We start from the raw sequence: 17307 nt of genomic DNA, 5'->3' as shown, positions 1-17307 counted from the left end.
CCAAGCCACCATCCCCTGGCGCGGGTTGAAGGGGCTCGGTTCGGGCCAGAGGCTTGGAGGGGTCGCGCGCCGCCTCTGCCGCCGTGGGCATGCAGAGGCGCATCGATGCGTCGGAGTGCGGGGGAGAGGCTGGGACGCCGGGGCTGGACGCGAGGGCTCGCGAGCCCTCGCCTCTGTTCCGCATATCCTGCCCGAGGGCCGCAAGCATCGTTTCGAACACGGCCTTGGCTCCCCTCGCTTGAGATGGGCGGACCTTTAGGGATGCGTCCTTCGATCAGGCCTGGCTTATGGCTGGGACAGGGCGGATGCCTCGGCCTTGCAATCCGGCGCCGCGGTCTGCTTCAGCTTCGCCTGCGCCACCTCGGCCTTGGCTGCTTCCAGATCGGCAAGGAAGACCGGATCGGTCTGCAGCCGCGCGACGGTCGCCGCGCCCATGATGCGGCCCGCGTCGACATCGCTCTGCCAATGCGCGTCGCAGATCACTCGGCTCTGGCCGAACTCGATGCCACGCCGGAGCAACTCGTTCGCCCGCTCGGGATTGATCTCCGCGAAGACCAGCGCCCATCCCCATCCCGCGGCCGTATGGCCCGAGGGATAAGAGCCGTCCTCCCGCAGAATTGGCTCCTGATCCGCCCTGCAGGTCGCTTCACTGTGCACGACGAAGGGGCGCGTCCGGTTGTATTTGTTCTTCACGCCATAGGTCGACAGGCCAAGATCCGACAACATCTTCTGCATCATCGCATAGAGACGCGGCGTGTCCGTTTCGTTGATGCCGACACCCATCGCGCAGGAGAAATTATCCGCCGCCTGCGGGAAGGAGAGATCGGCGTCGCTGGCGGCAAGCTTCCAGCGGTCGGTGGTGCGCAGAGCGAGCGTCGCCTTGCGCGCCTCCTCGTCTCTCGCCAGCGCAGCCGAGTCCGGCGCGGGAGGCGGGCCGAGCAGCATCAGGCTGTCGGGCAGATCGGACCGCTGCAGATAGCCCGGCGCAATCTTGAAATGCGGATCGGTGACGTTGGGCTGGGCTTCATCTGATTGGGCGAAACTCTGCCCGCAAACCCCCAGCAGGGCAGACACGGAGACGGCAACGGCCCGAACTGCATTCCCGATCATTGATATTCCCAGTCCCTTTATGCTCGCGGACAGGCAAAGCGACGATGTCGCCACCAGCCGTCCGGCGGATCGTTCGCGGATACCAGCGGCCGGTCGATTTTCGTGTCGACAAGCGAGTTCCACGCGATTCATTTCGGGCAAAGGCAAATCGCAATCTTGCCATTTCGCGCCAATCACGGCTTGCTATCGTCAACCTTGCCGGTACAGGAACCCGGTGCAGGGACTAACCCCGTAAGCGCGGCGAAATCCATTGGCGAACATCCCTTTGACGCGAGGCCAGTTTCTTCTTCCTTTCGTCGGGATTCTTCGCGATAGCGGCTCCCCCGTCAGTTCAACTTTGGAGAAGTTTCGCCTTCCTTCGGCGCTGGAAGAAAAAAGCCAGCTTTATATTCCGCTGATGCCGGCCATCCGCTTCATCGAAGCCGCGCAGAGGTCCCAGGGCATTGAGGACTTCGGCTTTCTGGCCACACAGCGGCTGCATTATTCGCATCTGCGAGACAAGACTCGGGCGCTGATCGAGCACTCTCCGACACTGCTCGTGGCTCTGCAGCACGCCTGCAAATGGGCCGCGCGCGAGGATACCATTCTGAGCCTGTGGATCGAGCACCATGTCGATCACGTGCGCATCTGCAGCAGGCTTTCCGGGACGAGTGCGCTGCGGCATCTGGAGCATTCGCAATGGCTCCAGCTCGTCTTTCCCGTCTACATCGTCCGCCAATTTGCCGGGCCCGACTGGATGCCGGATACGATTGCCTTTGAAGCCCGCTATACGCCCGGTCGCGCGACCCTGGCCCTCTGGCCAAACGTGCGGTTTCTGTCAGGCCAACACGCCTCCTGGATCAGCGTGCCGATCGCGCATCTCAGTCTCTCCATTCGCGCCGGAGCATCCATTCCGCCTCCGTTAGACACGGAAGACGGCCCTTCGGGCTACGACATCGTCGAGCTGATCAAGCTGATGCTGCCGGCCTATCTCGACGAGAACACGCCGACTCTGGCTGTTGTCGCGGAGATGGCGGGCGTCAGCACGCGGACCCTGCAACGAAAGCTCTACCATATCGGCCTGACCTACTCCGATATACTGGAGACCGTTCGATACGAGAACGCCAGCAAGCTGCTGCGCAGCACGGATTCGAAGATCATCGATATCGCCTATTCTTCTGGATACACGGATCCGGCGCATTTCAGCCGCGCCTTCCGCCGGATATCCGGCGTTACACCGCGACAGTTTCGCGATCGATCCAGGCTGGGATAGGACGGCAGCGCCGGTCGATCGGGAACATCCAGCGAGAGGGAGGCGCGCCTCCCTCAATCGGCTTCGACAATCGGGATTTGCGGCGCGCAGTTTCTCGGCATCGCACCGGTCAGGCGCGGGTCCGGCATGACTTCCACCTGGAACGCGAAGGGCGTGAAGCCCGAGCGGCGGTAGAAGTCGAGCGCGGCGGGGTGATCGAGCGTGCAGGTGTGGACCCAGAAGCGCCGGATCGGGCGCGACCAGGCCCGTTCGATCGCCTGGTTCATCAGCGCCCGGCCCATGCCGCTTCCCTGCACGGCCATGGTCACGCCGAAGAAGGCGAGCTCGCAGGTATCCGGCTCGCGAAAATCGAGTTCGAGGATGCCCGCGTCGACGCCGTCCTTCTGCAGCGCGAAGATCTCGACCAGAGGGTCCTCCAGGATGGCGCGCAGCTTGTCGTCCGGCATGACGAGCCGGGACACCCACAGCCAATCCTCGCCGACCGCGCGATAAAGGGCGCGATAGCGCTCGACCGAAGGCCGTCCTAGGGGCTGCAGGCTGATCCCCGCGGGAAACGCCTGCGCGGACCGTGGCGCCGGGCGCTCCCTCATCTCGAGGCTGGTCACGACGGCGGCGAGATGGCCGGCCGCGACCGAGGAATAGCCGTTGGGAAGGGCGGGGGCGACGGCGCTGGTCAACTGCATGGTTCCTTCACATACCGGATCGGACTGGTTTCCTCCCGCCCCTCGCATGGCAGGCCGGCGCATGGCAAGGGCGCGATCTGTCGCTCGAGCCCGGCGGCCATGCCCCAGAAGCCGGCGGCTCTCCACAAGTTTACCGCTGTCGTCACGACGGCGAGCTTGCCGGCCCGCCGCGGTGATCCATATCCCATCTATTACTTTGAGAATAAAAGACCTTTTGACTGCGAGTATTCTAACTAAGGACTGATATTTGGAGGCATTCGAAATGAACAGCCTTCGAAAAATCCTTGCGAGTTCGGTTTTCATCGCCCTTGGTTGCGTCGCCGCCTCGGCCCAGCAGACGACCGGAGACGTCGGATCTCCCGGGGCCACGACCACCATAACGGGCAAGCAGCTGCCGCCGCCGGACCCGAAGTTCGGCGGCGTGATCAAGGAAAGGGCGTCGGACTCGACGCCCTGGTGGGCGCCCCGCGTTGTGCCGCCGAAGGGCGCCCCCAACGTCCTCCTCATCATGACGGACGATCAGGGTTTCGGCGCGCCGAGCACGTTCGGCGGCGTCATTCCGACGCCGGCTATGGATCGCATCGCCCGTTCCGGGCTGCGCTTCACCAATTTCCATTCCACCTCGCTCTGCTCGCCGACCCGCGCGGCGCTGATCACTGGGCGCAATCATCATTCGGTCGGCTTCGGCGTCGTCGGCGAGATCGCGACCGGCTATCCGGGCTATGATTCCATCATTCCGATCGAGAAGGGCACGATCGGGACCATCCTCAAGGAGAACGGCTACGCCACGTCGTGGTTCGGCAAGGACCACAACACGCCCTCCTACCAGTCGAGCCAGGCGGGACCGTTCAACCAGTGGCCGACGGGGATGGGGTTCGACTATTTCTATGGTTTCGTCGGCGGCGACGCGAGCCAGTGGCAGCCGAACCTCTTCCGCAACACCACCGCGATCTACCCGTTCGAGGGCAATCCGGGCTGGAACCTCGAGACGGCGATGGCCGACGACGCGATCCAGCACATCCAGCAACTGAAGGAGATCGCGCCGGACAAGCCCTGGTTTGTCTACTACGTGCCGGGCGCCACCCACGCGCCGCATCATCCGACGCCCGAGTGGTTCAAGAAGATCAGCGACATGCACCTGTTCGACCAGGGCTGGAACAAGCTGCGCGAGACGATCTTCGCCAACCAGAAGCGGCTCGGCATCATGCCGGAGAACGCCAGGCTGACGGCGTGGCCGAAGGGGCTGCCCGAATGGGACACGCTCGGCTTCGAGGAGAAGAAGCTCTTCATCCGGCAGGCCGATGTCTACGGCGCCTACCTCGCCTATGCCGATCATGAGATCGGCCGGGTCATCCAGGCGGTCGAGGATCTCGGCGAGCTCGACAATACCCTGATTATCTATATCGGCGGCGACAACGGCGCGAGCGCCGAGGGCATGATCAACGGCACGCCGAACGAGTTCACCACCTTCAACGGCATCGCCGTGCCGGTGAAGGACCAGTTCCTCTGGTATCCGTTCTGGGGTTCGGAACGGACCTTCCCGCATTATTCCGCCGGCTGGGCCTGGGCGATGGATACGCCGTTCCAATGGGTGAAGCAGGTGCCTTCGCATTTCGGCGGCACCGCGCAGGGCGTCGCCATGTCCTGGCCCGGGCACATCACGGACGCCGGCGGCATCCGCAACCAGTTCCACCACGTGATCGACATCGTGCCGACCATCCTGGAGGCGACCGGCATTCCGGCGCCGGACACGATCAACGGCATCGCGCAGCGCCCGATCGAGGGCGTGAGCATGATGTACACCTGGGACAAGGCCCATGCCGACGTCCCGACCCGGCACAGCACGCAATATTTCGAGATGCTCGGCAATCGCGCCATCTATCACGATGGCTGGGTGGCTGCGACGACGCCGGCGACGCTCCCCTGGGAGCTCAGCACCAAGACGCCGCCCGACGTGATCACCGGCTACAATTGGGAGCTCTACAACGTCGACGCAGATCCGACGCAGTCCACCGATCTCGCCGCCGCGGAGCCCGACAGGCTCAAGCAGATGCAGGATCTCTTCTACGAGGAAGCGCGGAAATATGGCGTGCTGCCGCTCGACAACTCGACGCTCGCGCGCTGGAACACGCCGCGGCCGAGCCTGACGGCGGGGCGCACGGAGTTCACCTATTCCGGCGAATTGAGCGGCGTGCCGGGGAGCGCCGCACCCAGCACCCTGAACAAGTCCTACACGATCACCGCCGAGGTCGAGATTCCCGAGGGCGGCGCCGAAGGCATGATCGTCACCGAGGGCGGGCGTTTCGGCGGCTACGGCCTTTTCCTCAGCAAGGGCGATTTCGGCGTCGGGCGCGGCCGGGTCGTGTTCCTCTATAACCTCCTCGACCTGAAGCGGACGATGTGGGAGGGGCCCGAACTGGAGCCCGGCAAGCACACGATCGTCTTCGACTTCACCTCGGCCGGCCCGGGCCTCGGCAAGGGCGGCACAGGCGTCCTGTCGGTCGACGGCAAGGCGGTTGCCACTAACACACTCGAGCACGGCATTCCCGTCACCTTCCCGGAGGACGAGACCTTCGACGTCGGCCTCGATACCCGCACCGGCGTCGCGCTGGCCGAATATCGCTACGACCCGCCGTTCAGGTTCACCGGCAAGATCGACAAGCTGACGTTCCGACTGCAGCCGGCGGCGAGCGCCAACTAGGCCGCGCGGCGACGGGCGCGAGAGTGCCAAGAGAGGCGAGAAAGCCAAGAGGGGCGAGAAAGCGATGTGGGCGGGCAAATGGGCGCTGACGGTAGCCGCCGCGGCCGAAATCGCGACGGGTCTTGCCCTGCTCGTCGCGCCGTCGCTCGTCGCGTGGCTGCTGTTCGGCGCGACGCTGACCGGCGTGGCGATACCGACCGCCCGCCTGGTTGGGATCGCCCTGATCTCGCTGGGGATTGCCTGCGGCTGGCCGCTGGTCGGCATGCTGACCTACAGTGCCCTGGCCACCTTGTATCTCGCCTATCTCGGTCTCGCGGGAGGTTTCGCCGGCGTGCTGCTCTGGCCCGCGGTCGTGCTCCACGCCGTCCTGACCGCGCTCCTGACCGTCGAGCTCACGCGACACGACCTGTACCTGGACGAATGAGCTGTCGCGCTCCATCCTGGCTTCGGGACTGGCCTAGCCTTCGCGGCGGGGCGCTCGCCGTGGCTTCGGAGGTGGCGATGCCAGCCGCAACAGCCTCCGGAATTTCGGGCACTCCATATGCTGCTCGGCCGGGCATTCGGCCACGTGGCGGAGTGCGTTCCGGAGCGTCGTGAGTTCGCGGATCTGCCGTTCGATCTGGTCGGCCCGCTGGTGCAGGGCCGTGCGAGGCAGATCGGCGGAGCCGTCCTTGCCGAACATCCCCCGGATTTCCTCGAGCGAGAAACCCGCCGTCTTGCCAAGCGAGATCAAGGCAAGCTGTGTCAGCGCCTCGGCGTCGAACTGGCGTCGCAATCCGTGCCGCGCCACCGACCGGATCAGCCCGATCTCCTCGTAGTAGCGCAGCGTCGAGGCCGGCACGCCGCTTCTCTCCGCCAGGACGCCGATGTCGAGAAGAAGCATGCTTGACCTCAAGTTGACTTGAAGTGGCAACCTAGCCGCGACCTGAGACGGCGACAAGGAAAACTGCCATGAAACGGATGATCCGGAGAGACGGAGCGCCGGCCGCGCAAACCGCGCTTGCCGGGGCGATGCTGCTCGCGTCGCTCGGAACCAGCATGGCCTCGGTGGCGCTTCCAACCCTGAGCCGGGCCTTCTCGGCACCGGTCTCGAACGTCCAGTGGGTGGTTCTCGCCTATCTGATCACGGGAACGGTGGTGATCGTATCGGCGGGGCGGCTGGGCGATCGACTGGGCCATCGTCGCGTGATGATCGCCGGACTGGCGCTGTTTGCGGTCGCCTCGATCCTCTGCGCGGCCGCCCCGACGCTCGGAACCCTGATCGCGGCTCGCGCCGTCCAGGGCATCGGGGGCGCGATCCTCATGGCGCTGCCGATCTCGATCGTGCGGGAAACGGTCGCCAAGGAACGGGTCGGGTCGGCGATGGGGCTCCTCGGCACGATGTCGGCGATCGGAACGGCGCTTGGCCCTTCGCTCGGCGGCCTGCTGCTCGCCGGCTTCGGATGGCGATCGGCCTTCGTCCTCTTGTCCGGCCTGTCCGTCCTCGTGCTCGGCCTCGCCCTCAGGGCCATCCCGGCCACGCCGCCCGGCCGCCGCCGAACGGACGGGACGACGGACTGGCCCGGCCTCGCCCTGCTCGCCGTGGCCCTGACGGCCTATGCGCTTGCGACAGCCGGCGGGAGGGTCTCGTTGGCCTGGAGCTCGGATCTGCATCTCCCCGTCGCGATCGCGGCTCTCGCGCTCTTCATTATGGTCGAGGCGCGATCCGCATCGCCGCTGGTGCCCGTCTCGATCCTGCGCGACCGGGTATTCGGCGTGTCGCTGACGATGAACCTGCTCGTTTCCACCGCCATGATGTCGACCCTGGTCGTCGGGCCATTCTTTCTGGCGTTCGGTCTGCGCCTGAACGAGGCGCTCGTCGGCCTCGTCATGGCGGTGGGGCCGGTCACGGCAGCCCTGGCCGGCGTTCCGGCGGGACGCTTCGCCGACCGGTTCGGCGCGCCGCGTGTCCTTCTGGCCGGATTGCTGCAGATGAGCGTCGGCCTCGCCTGTCTGGCCTTCCTGCCGAGGGTATTCGGCGCTGCCGGATATGTCGCCGCATTGATCCTCCTGACGCCCGGCTTCCAGCTGTTCCTGGCGGCGAACAACACGGTCGTGATGCTGGCCTCCAGGGAAGAGCAGCGCGGGATGCTGTCGGGACTGCTCGGCCTGTCACGGAACCTCGGCTTCATGACCGGCGCCTCCGCGATGGCGACGTTGTTCGCCGTCGTGGCCGGGAACGGGTCGATCGCCGAGGTGCCGGCGCATCGTATCGGCGACGCCTTCGCGACGACATTTCTGGTCGCCGCCGGCCTGACGATGCTCGCCCTCGTTCTCGCCTGCCTGGGTCGGCCGAGCCGAGCACCAGAGCCGAGATCCGAATCTTCCCCTTGCGGGTGAAAAACGCCGGATCCCGATTGTATCAGCCCCAGGGACTGCACTACCCAGCAACCAGGCACGGCATCCCGCCCTCATGCAAACAACGGGAACGGCCGGGTCATAATGCGGAATTCGGACAATGCGGTGCGCCGGCGAGTGGCGCGCAAGACGCTCGCGGCTGCGCTGATGCTGACGTCGGCGATCGGCGCGGGCTGGGTCATGAGCACCCCGGCGCAGGCGCAATCGGCTGCGGTAGAGACGGTCGACTTCAAGGTTCCGGCCGGCCCGCTCAATCAGGCGCTGGCCGCCTTCGGCCGCCAGTCCGGCCTGCAGGTGACTTATCTCGCCGCCTCTGCCACCGGCAAGACCTCGCCGGGGATCACCGGCCGCGCCACGCGCGACGAGGCGCTGGCGCGCATCCTCGCCGGCTCCGGCCTCGCCTTCTCCTTCCCGAACGCCACGACGGCGGCAATCGGCGCCGCCGGATCGCCGGCCGCGCCCGTCGCGACCGACGGCTCGACCGTTCTCGACGTGATCGACGTGACGGGGGGAGGCGGCGGCATCCGTTCGGCCGAGCAGGTATTCGAGACGCCGGCCGCCGTCTCCTACATCTCGCAGCAGACGATAGAGCGTTTCCGCGGCAGTTCGCCCGGCGACATTTTTCGCGGAACGCCGGGTGTGATGTCCGCCGAAAGCCGCAACGGCGCGGCGATCGACATCAACATCCGCGGCATGCAGGGCATGGGCCGCGTCCCCGTCACGATCGACGGCGCGATGAACTCGACCACGGCCTATCAGGGCTACCAGGGCGTCAGCAACCGCTCCTATGTCGATCCGGACCTGATCGGCGGCATCGACATCTCCAAGGGCCCGGCCTCGGGCCCCTTTGGCGGCATCGGCGGATCCGTCGCCATGCGCACGATCGACGCCAACGATATCATCAAGGACGGTAAGAACATCGGCCTCCGGATCAAGGGCGGAGTCGGCACCAACACGTCGTCGGTGCCCGATCGCGGCACGCTGGGCGGCATGATCTTCTTCCTGCCCAATATCGGCCTGCCGCCCCGGCCGGGCGACGCGGCCGGCCTCGACAAGCCCGGTCTGCTCGAGGCGACGCGCGGCTATGGCAGCGCGGCCGCCGCCGCGCGCGGCGACAATTACGAGGTGGTCGCCGCCTATGCCCGGCGTGAAAACGGCAACTACCACGCCGGAACCCATGGCCCCGTCGCCGCGCCCAGCGGCAATCTCGGCCCTGTCCAGGTCTGCGACACCTTTGGCTGCCAGACCCAGAACAACGTCTACAAGAATCTGGGCCTCACCAATTATCGTCGCGGCGAGGAAGTGCTGAACACCTCACTCGACACCGAGTCCTGGCTCGCCAAGGGCAAGCTCCTGTTCGGCGACGGCCAGAGCTTCGAGCTCGGCTATACGGGGTTCCGCAGCGAGCAGGGAGACATCCGCGCCTCGATCATGTCCGATATGTCCTCCCGGCCGGTCCAGAACTGGCTTGCCCGGGCCCGCACCGACACTGGAACGGCGACCTACGCCTGGAACCCGCAGGACAACGATCTCGTCGACCTCAAGGCCCGTCTCTGGGTCAGCGCCCTGGAGACCCGCAATCCGACCACGGCGGGCCGGTCCAAGACAACGCCGCTCGGTCTGCCCAATCCCCTGCTGGAGCGCATCCTGATCGGATCCGATACGCTGATGTGGGGCGGCGATATCGGCAATACCTCGCTGTGGCAGACGCCCCTGGGCGATGTCTCGCTGCACTATGGCGCCTCGTATCTGAGCGAGGACGCCAGGCCGACGGAGCTGACGCGCGTGCTCGAATATCCCTATGGCCCGCGCAACGGCACGCGCGAGGAGACGGCTGTCTATGCCAATGCCGAATGGAAGGCGCTGGACTGGCTCACCTTCGATGCCGGACTGCGCTACCAGAGCTACAACACCCTGGATCGCTCCGAGGCGCGCGACACCAACGGCAAGCTGTTCATCGGGCAGACCGACCATCGCGACGGCTCGGGCATCGCGCCGGCGATCGGCGCCGTGGTGACGCCGATGGACGGCATGCAGCTCTTCGCCCGTTATTCAGAAGGATTGCGCTCCCCGGCCCTTTCGGAATCGGCCAGCATGGCCTTCACCTATGTGACGCCGGACATCGTCCCAGAGCGCGCCCACAATTGGGAGCTCGGCATGAACCTGATGCGCGACAACGTCGTCGCGACCGGGGACGAAGTCTGGCTGAAGCTCGGCTGGTTCGACAATCGCGTCACCGACTACATCGCCCGCCGTGTCGTCGATCTCCAGTACACCGGAGGTATCGTCACCAAGGGTCTCGCCGTCGGCAATATCGACGAAGCCAGGTTCCGTGGCATCGAGTTCACCGGCCACTACGCGCTGGCCGGTCTGTCGCTGGATCTCGCGGCGAACTACTACACCGACATCGAATTCTGCCCGACCGCGTCGACCTGCTCCAACAGCACGCTCTATGGCGACTATGCGACCAATCAGGTGCCGCCGGAATATTCCGTCAGCCTCACGGTCTCGCAAAAGCTCTTCGACGAGGCGCTGACCATCGGCGGACGCGTCAGCTATATCGGGCCGAAGGCGATCGGCTCTGATCAGCCGACCGTCCAGGGCGCCGCGCCGTTCATCCTGCCGATCAACTGGGATCCCTACACGCTGGTCGACCTGTTCGCCGAGTACAAGGTCAACGACACCCTGACCGCCGAACTGCGCGTCGAGAACGTTGCCGACCAGTACTATGTCGATCCGCTCGGCCTCTCGAACGTCCCCGGCCCCGGCCGCACGATCTGGGCCGGCCTGACCGCAAACTTCTGAACAGCCTCATCGCCTCGTGAAAATGACGGCCTTCCGCCCGCGGTCCTATCCGCGGGCGGAAGGCCGTGCTCGTTTCACGCGAGACAATCCATGGACCTGTCGCGCAAGCCGTATTAATCTGGCGGCGACCGGTCGTCTGACCGCTTTGCCAACATGCCCCGAGGATCCTTCCGTTGCCCGGCCCTGTCGCCTGATGCCATCCGACGACCCCGATAGTACCGAGCCCCCTTCCCGCCGACGCGCGCAGGGGGCAAACCGAAACGAAGGCCGCGACGGAGGCGGATCGAGCGATCGATCGCCCCGCTATCAGCGAACTCCATCCCGGGACGAATTCCGCCCCGCGCGCCGCTATGCGCCGGTTTCCGGCGCGATGGCGCGTTCCCCGACGCGCGCCTTGACGCGCCCGCAGGGTCGATCTCGCGCCGCTCGTCCCCTTGATCCCATTCCCCGGTCGCCTCGCGGGCGTCGCCTCGGCGTCGCGCGAATGCCTCATGCTGGCCGAAGCGCCGGCCGCCTGACGATGGCCGACCGATCCCGACAATCTGGCCGATCGATCCGATCCGCCGCAGGAAAGAACCGATGATCCTCGAATGGATGGCCGATCCGGCCGCCTGGGCTGGCCTTGCGACCCTCATCATCCTCGAGATCGTGCTCGGCATCGACAATCTCGTCTTCATCGCGATCCTCGCCGACAAGCTGCCGCCGCATCAGCGCGATCGCGCCCGCATCGTCGGCCTGTCGCTGGCGCTCGTCATGCGGCTGGTGCTGCTCGCCTCGATCGCCTGGATCGTCAAGCTCACCTATCCGCTGTTCTCCGTCTTCGGCTCCGACATCTCCTGGCGCGACATCATCCTGATCGTCGGCGGCGCCTTCCTGCTGTTCAAGGGCACGATGGAGCTGCACGAGAGGCTGGAGGGCGACCACGGCGCCAGGTCGAGCGGCGGCGCCCACGCCGTCTTCTGGCAGGTGCTGGTGCAGATCGTCGTTCTCGACGCCGTGTTCTCGCTCGACAGCGTCATCACGGCCGTCGGCATGGCGAGCCATCTCTCGGTCATGATGATCGCCGTCGTCGTGGCGATCGGCGTCATGATGCTGGCGAGCCGGCCGCTGATGGCCTTCGTCTCGCGGCATCCGACCGTCGTCATCCTCTGCCTCGGCTTCCTGCTGATGATCGGCTTCAGCCTGATCGTCGAGGGCCTCGGCTTCCACATTCCGAAGGGCTATCTCTACGCCGCGATCGCCTTCTCGATCCTGATCGAGGCGGCCAACCAGCTAGGCCGCCGCAACGTGGTGCGGCGGGTGACGACGGCGGACCTGCGAGACCGGACGGCGATGGCGGTGCTGCGCATGCTGCGGGGCGGCCAGTCGGCACCGCAGGCGTCGGAAGAGGTCGCGGCGATCGTCGCGAACAGCGGCGGCGCCAGCGCCTTCAGCGCCGAGGAAAGCCTGATGATCGAGCAGGTTCTGTCGCTGGCAGGACGCCCGGTGCGGTCGATCATGGTGCCGCGCGTCGACGCCATCTGGCTCGACATCGAGGACGACCCGAAGACGATCCTCGCCGAGATCCGCGACAGCGGCCGGTCGCGCTTTCCGCTGTGCCGGCACGACGTCGACCAGATCCTCGGCATCGTGCACGCCAAGGACTTGATCGGCCAGGACGAGGACGACCTGGCGCTCGAGGCGGCGATGCGGCCGCCGCTCTACGTCACCGAATCCATGCCCGTCCTGAAGCTTCTCGAGCAGTTCAAGAGCTCGCCGGTGCACATGGCGATCGTCGTCGACGAGCACGGCACGTTCGAGGGCCTCGTGACGCCGACCGACATCCTGATCTCGATCGCCGGCGACCTGCCCGAGCGGGCCGGCGAGGAAGAGCCCTATGCCACGCGTCGCGACGACGGCAGCTGGCTGATCGACGGGCGCATGCCGATCGACGAGGTCGAGCGCACGCTGCAGACGGGCGACATGCAGGGCGACGGCGACTACACGACGCTGGCCGGCTTCGCGCTGGAGCATCTCGGCCACCTGCCGGCGGTCGGCGAGGCCTTCACCTGGGAAGGCTGGCGCTTCGAAGTCGTCGGCCTCGAAGGCCGCCGCATCGACCGCCTTCTGGCAACGCCGGCGTAGGGATTTCATCCGGTCAGCGGACGGTGAATTCTCCTAATCATTTGTTCTATAAAGCCTTATCGGGACGAGCCGTGGTTGGCTCATTTTGCACGTCCTTTTACATATTTACAGGACATGTAATGAATAATGCAACTTATAGGTTGCAAACACCCATCGAACTCACTCCAATGATGACCTGATCTACGTGGCCAATTCCAGCCACCAAAAGAGGATGGGTCAAGCGATTGAGGTTTGTTTCTCACGCGCGGAACTTCGAAGACGTCCTTCTGTGGCGTGCACTGAAAGATGTTACGGCAGGCTTCTATGTTGACACCGGTCCGATGCGGACGGCAGGATTTTCCATCACTCAAGCCTTCTATGATGCAGGCTGGCGCGGCATCAATCTGGAGCCCGATCCCTCGCTCGCCCGCGTGCTGCGGCGCGACCGGACACATGATCTCAACCTGCCCTTCGCCGCCGGCCCCGCTGACGGGCAAACCAAGTTCGATGTCGGTAACGACGTCTCTCACTCGCCGGTTAGCGAAACCATCGTGGAATTCGAACGCAGTGGTCCGATCCGCGCTCGTTCCGCCACCCGAACCCTGGCCGCGATCTGGGCGGACTATATTCCTATGGGCCAGGACGTGCATTTCCTGAAAGTGGACGCGCGGGGGCAGGAAGGATCCGTGCTGGCCAGCAACGACTGGGAGCGGAACCGCCCCTGGATCGTCGTCGTCGAAACCTCGCCTGCGCTTGCACCAGAGGATCTCCGCTCCGAGTGGGAGCCGATCCTGACAGAGGCCGGCTACGGCTTCGTCTATGGCGACGGGTTGAACCGATTTTATCTCGCGAGCGAGAAAGCCGAGCTCGCCGCGCGGCTCCGCCATCCGCCGAACATGTTCGACGACTTCGTCACGCAGGCGCAGTTCCACGCCCAGGAGGCGGCAGAACTGCTCTCCATCCGCGCGGGGCTAGCGGATCAAAGAGCTCAGGCAGCCGAACAAGCGTTACTGGCAATCCGGTCATCGCGAACCACCAGACGCCTGCTTCGGCTGGCGGGCGTAATCGAGCGGGCGCGGACACGATACAAGGCCTCCTGGATCCGACGGCTCGGCAAGACGCTGACCCGTCCAGTCCGGAAACGTTGGAAGAGACGTCGCAAGGAAGAACCGGCGAAGATTGAATACGATGCCGGCTTCACGGTTTTGCATCTCCGGGATTTCGACCTGCACTTCGCCAACGGGCCGCTGTTGGATCGACGAGGCATCGGAAGGATCGCTCGCGAGCAGTTCCGCTATCTAAGCCGGCTCGCCGCAACCGAGCGTTCGGACGGGGCAGAGATAGGGCCTAGCCACCGACGAATGATCCGGTTCCATTCTACCCTTCATTGGTGCCAGTCGCCCCTTGAGCCCGGAACGGTGGTCATGGTCCACGACGTGACCCCACTACTGTTCCCGGACTTGTATCCACAGGACGTGATCGATGAATGGAATCAGCGCTATCGCCTGATCGCGCAGCAGGCCGAGCATATCGTCACGATCAGCCATTCCAGCGCACAGGCCATTTCGGACATGCTGGGCATTCCGCTCGACCGGATCAGCGTGGTGCATAACGGCGTCAGTCCCATCGCTGTCGAGCCCAACTCGACCATCACCATTCCGGAGCGACCCTACGTCGTTTATGTGGGGGCCGATGACCACAACAAGAACATCCGCGTCGTACTGGAGGCGCTTCGGTTTCCCGACGCGGCGGGCGTCGACCTCGTGCTCGTCGGGGATAGCCCCAGCATGGCGAAGCGCATCGAGGCCCATGGCCTCGCAGGGCGGGCCCACTGGCTTGGCGCGCTGGACGACGGAGACCTTGGCTATGTCCTGAGCCGGGCCAAAGCGCTCGTGTTTCCGAGCCTCTATGAAGGGTTCGGCTTGCCGCCGCTCGAGGCCGCCCTGCTCGGGATTCCGTCGATCTGCAGCGATGCGCCGGCCATGAACGAGCTTATCGAAGCCGGCGCCCTCTTCTGCGATCCGCATAGCCCGCATGCCTGGGCGCGCGCTTTGCGGCACGTCGCCTTTGACGGGCCACCGCTCGGCGTCGACTCCCTGCGCGAAACGGTGACGGAGAAGTTCAGCTGGCCGAATTCCATCGACCAGCTGGTGACCGTGCTCGATCGCTTCGCCAAGGCCTGACCACCAACAAAAACGCCGGCATGGCGGCCCGAGGGTCGTCATGCCGGCGCGGATGTTGCCAGACTTTGCCAGACTGGCCGGAGCCGGGGATCAGTCCCGAAGCAGGCTGTAGAGCAGGTCGAAGAAGCGGTCGGAATCGACCTCCTCGCAGACCTGGGCATTCGGCGGCAGGCCGCGCTCGTTCCAGTAATCGGCGACCGTCGCGCCGAAGGTGTAGGTGCCGGTCAGGTCGACGCCGATATGGGCCGGACGGGTCTTGACCAGCGTCGGGTCGATGATCAGCGCCAGCGCCAGCGGGTCGTGCAGCGCACCGCCCACGCCCATCGAGTTGCGATGCAGCTTCTCGTAGAACTTCAGCCAGTCGAGCACGACGCGGCCGAGCTCGGTGTCGATCTTCTCGAACTCGCGGTACTGCGGCTCCTCGACCAGCACCTTCATGGTGACGTCGAGGCCGACCATGGTGATCGGCACGCCGCTGTCGAGGACGATCTTCAGCGCTTCCGGATCGCAGAAGGCGTTGAACTCGGTCGGCGTGATGTACTCGCTCTTGCGCCAGAACACGCCACCCATCCAGGTGATATCCTTGATCTTCGGAAGAAGCTCCGGATACTTCAGGACGAACAGGCCGAGATTGCAGAGCGGGCCGGTGGCGACGATGCGCAGCGGCTCGTCCTGCTCGCGCAGCGTCTTGGCGATGAAGTCGACCGCATGCATCGGCTCGACCTTCTTGGTCGCCTGCGGCAGGTAGGGCGAACCCTCGAGGCCGCTCGGGCCGTCGGCGGTGCCGAGCACCAGCGGACGGGCGAGCGGGCGCACGCAGCCGGCCGCGACCGGCACGTCATGCGCGCCGATGAACTCCAGGATGCGGAGCGTGTTGGAGACGGTCTTCTCCGGCTCGGCATTGCCGCAGGTGACGGTGACGCCGAGGAGGTCGATCGCCTTCGAGCGATGCGCCATCACGAGCGCGATGGCGTCGTCATGGCCGGGATCGCAATCGAGCAGGATCGGCGTCGGGCGGGTGCTGGTCATTTCGGTCGTGGTCATTCTCGTGCCCTTACGCCGCTTCGCTCTGGTAGCGGACGATCGTTTCCTTGAAGAGCTTCATGAAGCGGCGGCCGTCGATGTCGGTGCAGATCCGCGTCGTCTTCGGGCCGCCGCCGGGAAGCAACTGGCGACCGCGATAGGCGACCGTCTGGCCGCGGGCGAGGCGCCCGTCGAGCACGATGTCGCAGAACAGCGGTTCGGTCATGGTGCAGAGCGACGGATCGAAGGCGAGCGCGACCGTGATGATATCGTCCATCGGGAAGCCGACGAGATCGAAGAACTCGCGCCAGATGTCGATATAGATCGGGAACGTCTCCTGGATCATCTTGAGGACCGCATGGTCGCCCAGATCCTTGAGATCGGCGAGGTCGTCACGCGTCAGCATGCTGGCGGCGGCGCGATTGTCCTCGCAGACGTCGAGCGGCACCAGGATCGTGTCGACGCCCTGGTTGAGCACCACGCGGGCCGCTTCGGGATCGGCCCAGATGTTGTATTCCGACAGCGGCGTGATGTTGCCGGGGGTGACGAAGTTGCCGCCGAGCAGCACCATGCGCTTCAGCGCCTTGGCGAGCGCCGGCTCCTGCAGGAACGCCATGGCGGCGTTGGTCATCGGGCCGGTGACAACCAGCGTGATCTCGCCAGGGTTGGCGAGCGCCGTGTCGATGATGAAGTCGACGGCGTGCTTGTCGATCACCTTCAGCGACGGCGTCGGGGCCGGCGGGTTGAACTTCTTCAGCCGGTCGCCGAAGCGGGCGACCAGGCGCTTCTCGAAATGCACCGGCGCTTCCATGTCTTCCTTGGAATTGCCGACGATCGGGCGCCAGGCGCCCTTGGCGACCGGAACGTCACCCTTGCCGGCCAGCGCCAGCGTGTTGAGGACGACGTTGGTGACCTGGTCGATGGGACCGGCGGCGCCGGTACAGGTGGTGACACCTTCGAGCTTGATCGACGGCGAGATCGCCGCGAAGAGCACCGCGAGAATGTCGTCGCCCGCGGAGTCGACGTCGAGAATGATGCGTTCCATTTTAT

Annotated in this window: 12 protein-coding genes; 7 read left to right on the top strand and 5 right to left on the bottom strand. The window is 65.4% G+C overall.

Annotated elements, in window-relative coordinates:
• Positions 1 to 285: 285 nt before the first annotated feature.
• Entirely contained in the window at positions 286 to 1110 is an 825-nt protein-coding gene (locus K32_RS01745) for a phosphatase PAP2 family protein (protein WP_244669778.1), read from the bottom strand.
• Positions 1111 to 1360: 250 nt separating this feature from the next.
• On the opposite strand from K32_RS01745, the gene K32_RS01740 reads away from it, so the two are divergent.
• Complete coding sequence (locus K32_RS01740) at positions 1361 to 2362, top strand: helix-turn-helix transcriptional regulator (RefSeq protein ID WP_201402373.1); 1002 nt, start codon at positions 1361 to 1363, stop codon at positions 2360 to 2362.
• A 53-nt stretch (positions 2363 to 2415) separates the two neighbouring features.
• Here the strand turns inward: K32_RS01740 and K32_RS01735 are convergent, their stop codons facing one another.
• A complete protein-coding gene (locus tag K32_RS01735) occupies positions 2416 to 3045 on the bottom strand; it encodes a GNAT family N-acetyltransferase (protein WP_201402372.1) in 630 nt (209 codons plus the stop codon).
• Between the two features lie 262 nt (positions 3046 to 3307).
• Here K32_RS01735 and K32_RS01730 point away from each other — a divergent pair, with 262 nt between their 5' ends.
• Complete coding sequence (locus tag K32_RS01730; RefSeq protein ID WP_201402371.1) at positions 3308 to 5746, top strand: arylsulfatase; 2439 nt, start codon at positions 3308 to 3310, stop codon at positions 5744 to 5746.
• A 64-nt stretch (positions 5747 to 5810) separates the two neighbouring features.
• Positions 5811 to 6170, top strand: coding sequence for a hypothetical protein (locus K32_RS01725; RefSeq protein ID WP_201402370.1), 360 nt, complete (start codon positions 5811 to 5813; stop codon positions 6168 to 6170).
• Between the two features lie 33 nt (positions 6171 to 6203).
• Here the strand turns inward: K32_RS01725 and K32_RS01720 are convergent, their stop codons facing one another.
• Positions 6204 to 6629: a helix-turn-helix domain-containing protein gene (locus K32_RS01720; protein ID WP_201402369.1), complete on the bottom strand. Its 426-nt coding sequence runs from the start codon at positions 6627 to 6629 to the stop codon at positions 6204 to 6206.
• A 68-nt stretch (positions 6630 to 6697) separates the two neighbouring features.
• On the opposite strand from K32_RS01720, the gene K32_RS01715 reads away from it, so the two are divergent.
• The 4 genes from K32_RS01715 (at position 6698) to K32_RS01700 (ending at position 15234) form a co-directional block, all read left to right on the top strand.
• The gene (locus tag K32_RS01715; protein ID WP_201402368.1) at positions 6698 to 8125 is read left to right on the top strand and encodes an MFS transporter; all 1428 of its coding nucleotides are present in this window, start codon (positions 6698 to 6700) and stop codon (positions 8123 to 8125) included.
• A gap of 123 nt (positions 8126 to 8248) precedes the next feature.
• A complete protein-coding gene (locus tag K32_RS01710; protein WP_201402367.1) occupies positions 8249 to 10948 on the top strand; it encodes a TonB-dependent receptor in 2700 nt (899 codons plus the stop codon).
• Positions 10949 to 11527: 579 nt separating this feature from the next.
• The gene (locus tag K32_RS01705; protein WP_201402366.1) at positions 11528 to 13072 is read left to right on the top strand and encodes a TerC family protein; all 1545 of its coding nucleotides are present in this window, start codon (positions 11528 to 11530) and stop codon (positions 13070 to 13072) included.
• Positions 13073 to 13296: 224 nt separating this feature from the next.
• On the top strand, positions 13297 to 15234 hold the full coding sequence (locus K32_RS01700; protein ID WP_201402365.1) for a glycosyltransferase: 1938 nt from the start codon (positions 13297 to 13299) through the stop codon (positions 15232 to 15234).
• A gap of 90 nt (positions 15235 to 15324) precedes the next feature.
• Here K32_RS01700 and K32_RS01695 read toward each other — a convergent pair whose 3' ends face one another.
• Both K32_RS01695 and K32_RS01690 read right to left on the bottom strand, forming a co-directional pair.
• On the bottom strand, positions 15325 to 16278 hold the full coding sequence (locus tag K32_RS01695) for a nucleoside hydrolase (RefSeq protein WP_201402364.1): 954 nt from the start codon (positions 16276 to 16278) through the stop codon (positions 15325 to 15327).
• Between the two features lie 10 nt (positions 16279 to 16288).
• A complete protein-coding gene (locus K32_RS01690; RefSeq protein ID WP_201402363.1) occupies positions 16289 to 17302 on the bottom strand; it encodes a nucleoside hydrolase in 1014 nt (337 codons plus the stop codon).
• Positions 17303 to 17307: the final 5 nt, after the last annotated feature.

Origin of the sequence: Kaistia sp. 32K (assembly GCF_016629525.1) — a bacterium.
Lineage (GTDB): Bacteria > Pseudomonadota > Alphaproteobacteria > Rhizobiales > Kaistiaceae > Kaistia.
Note: the sequence above shows the minus strand (reverse complement) of the source record. Positions and strands in the feature narration are given on the sequence as shown.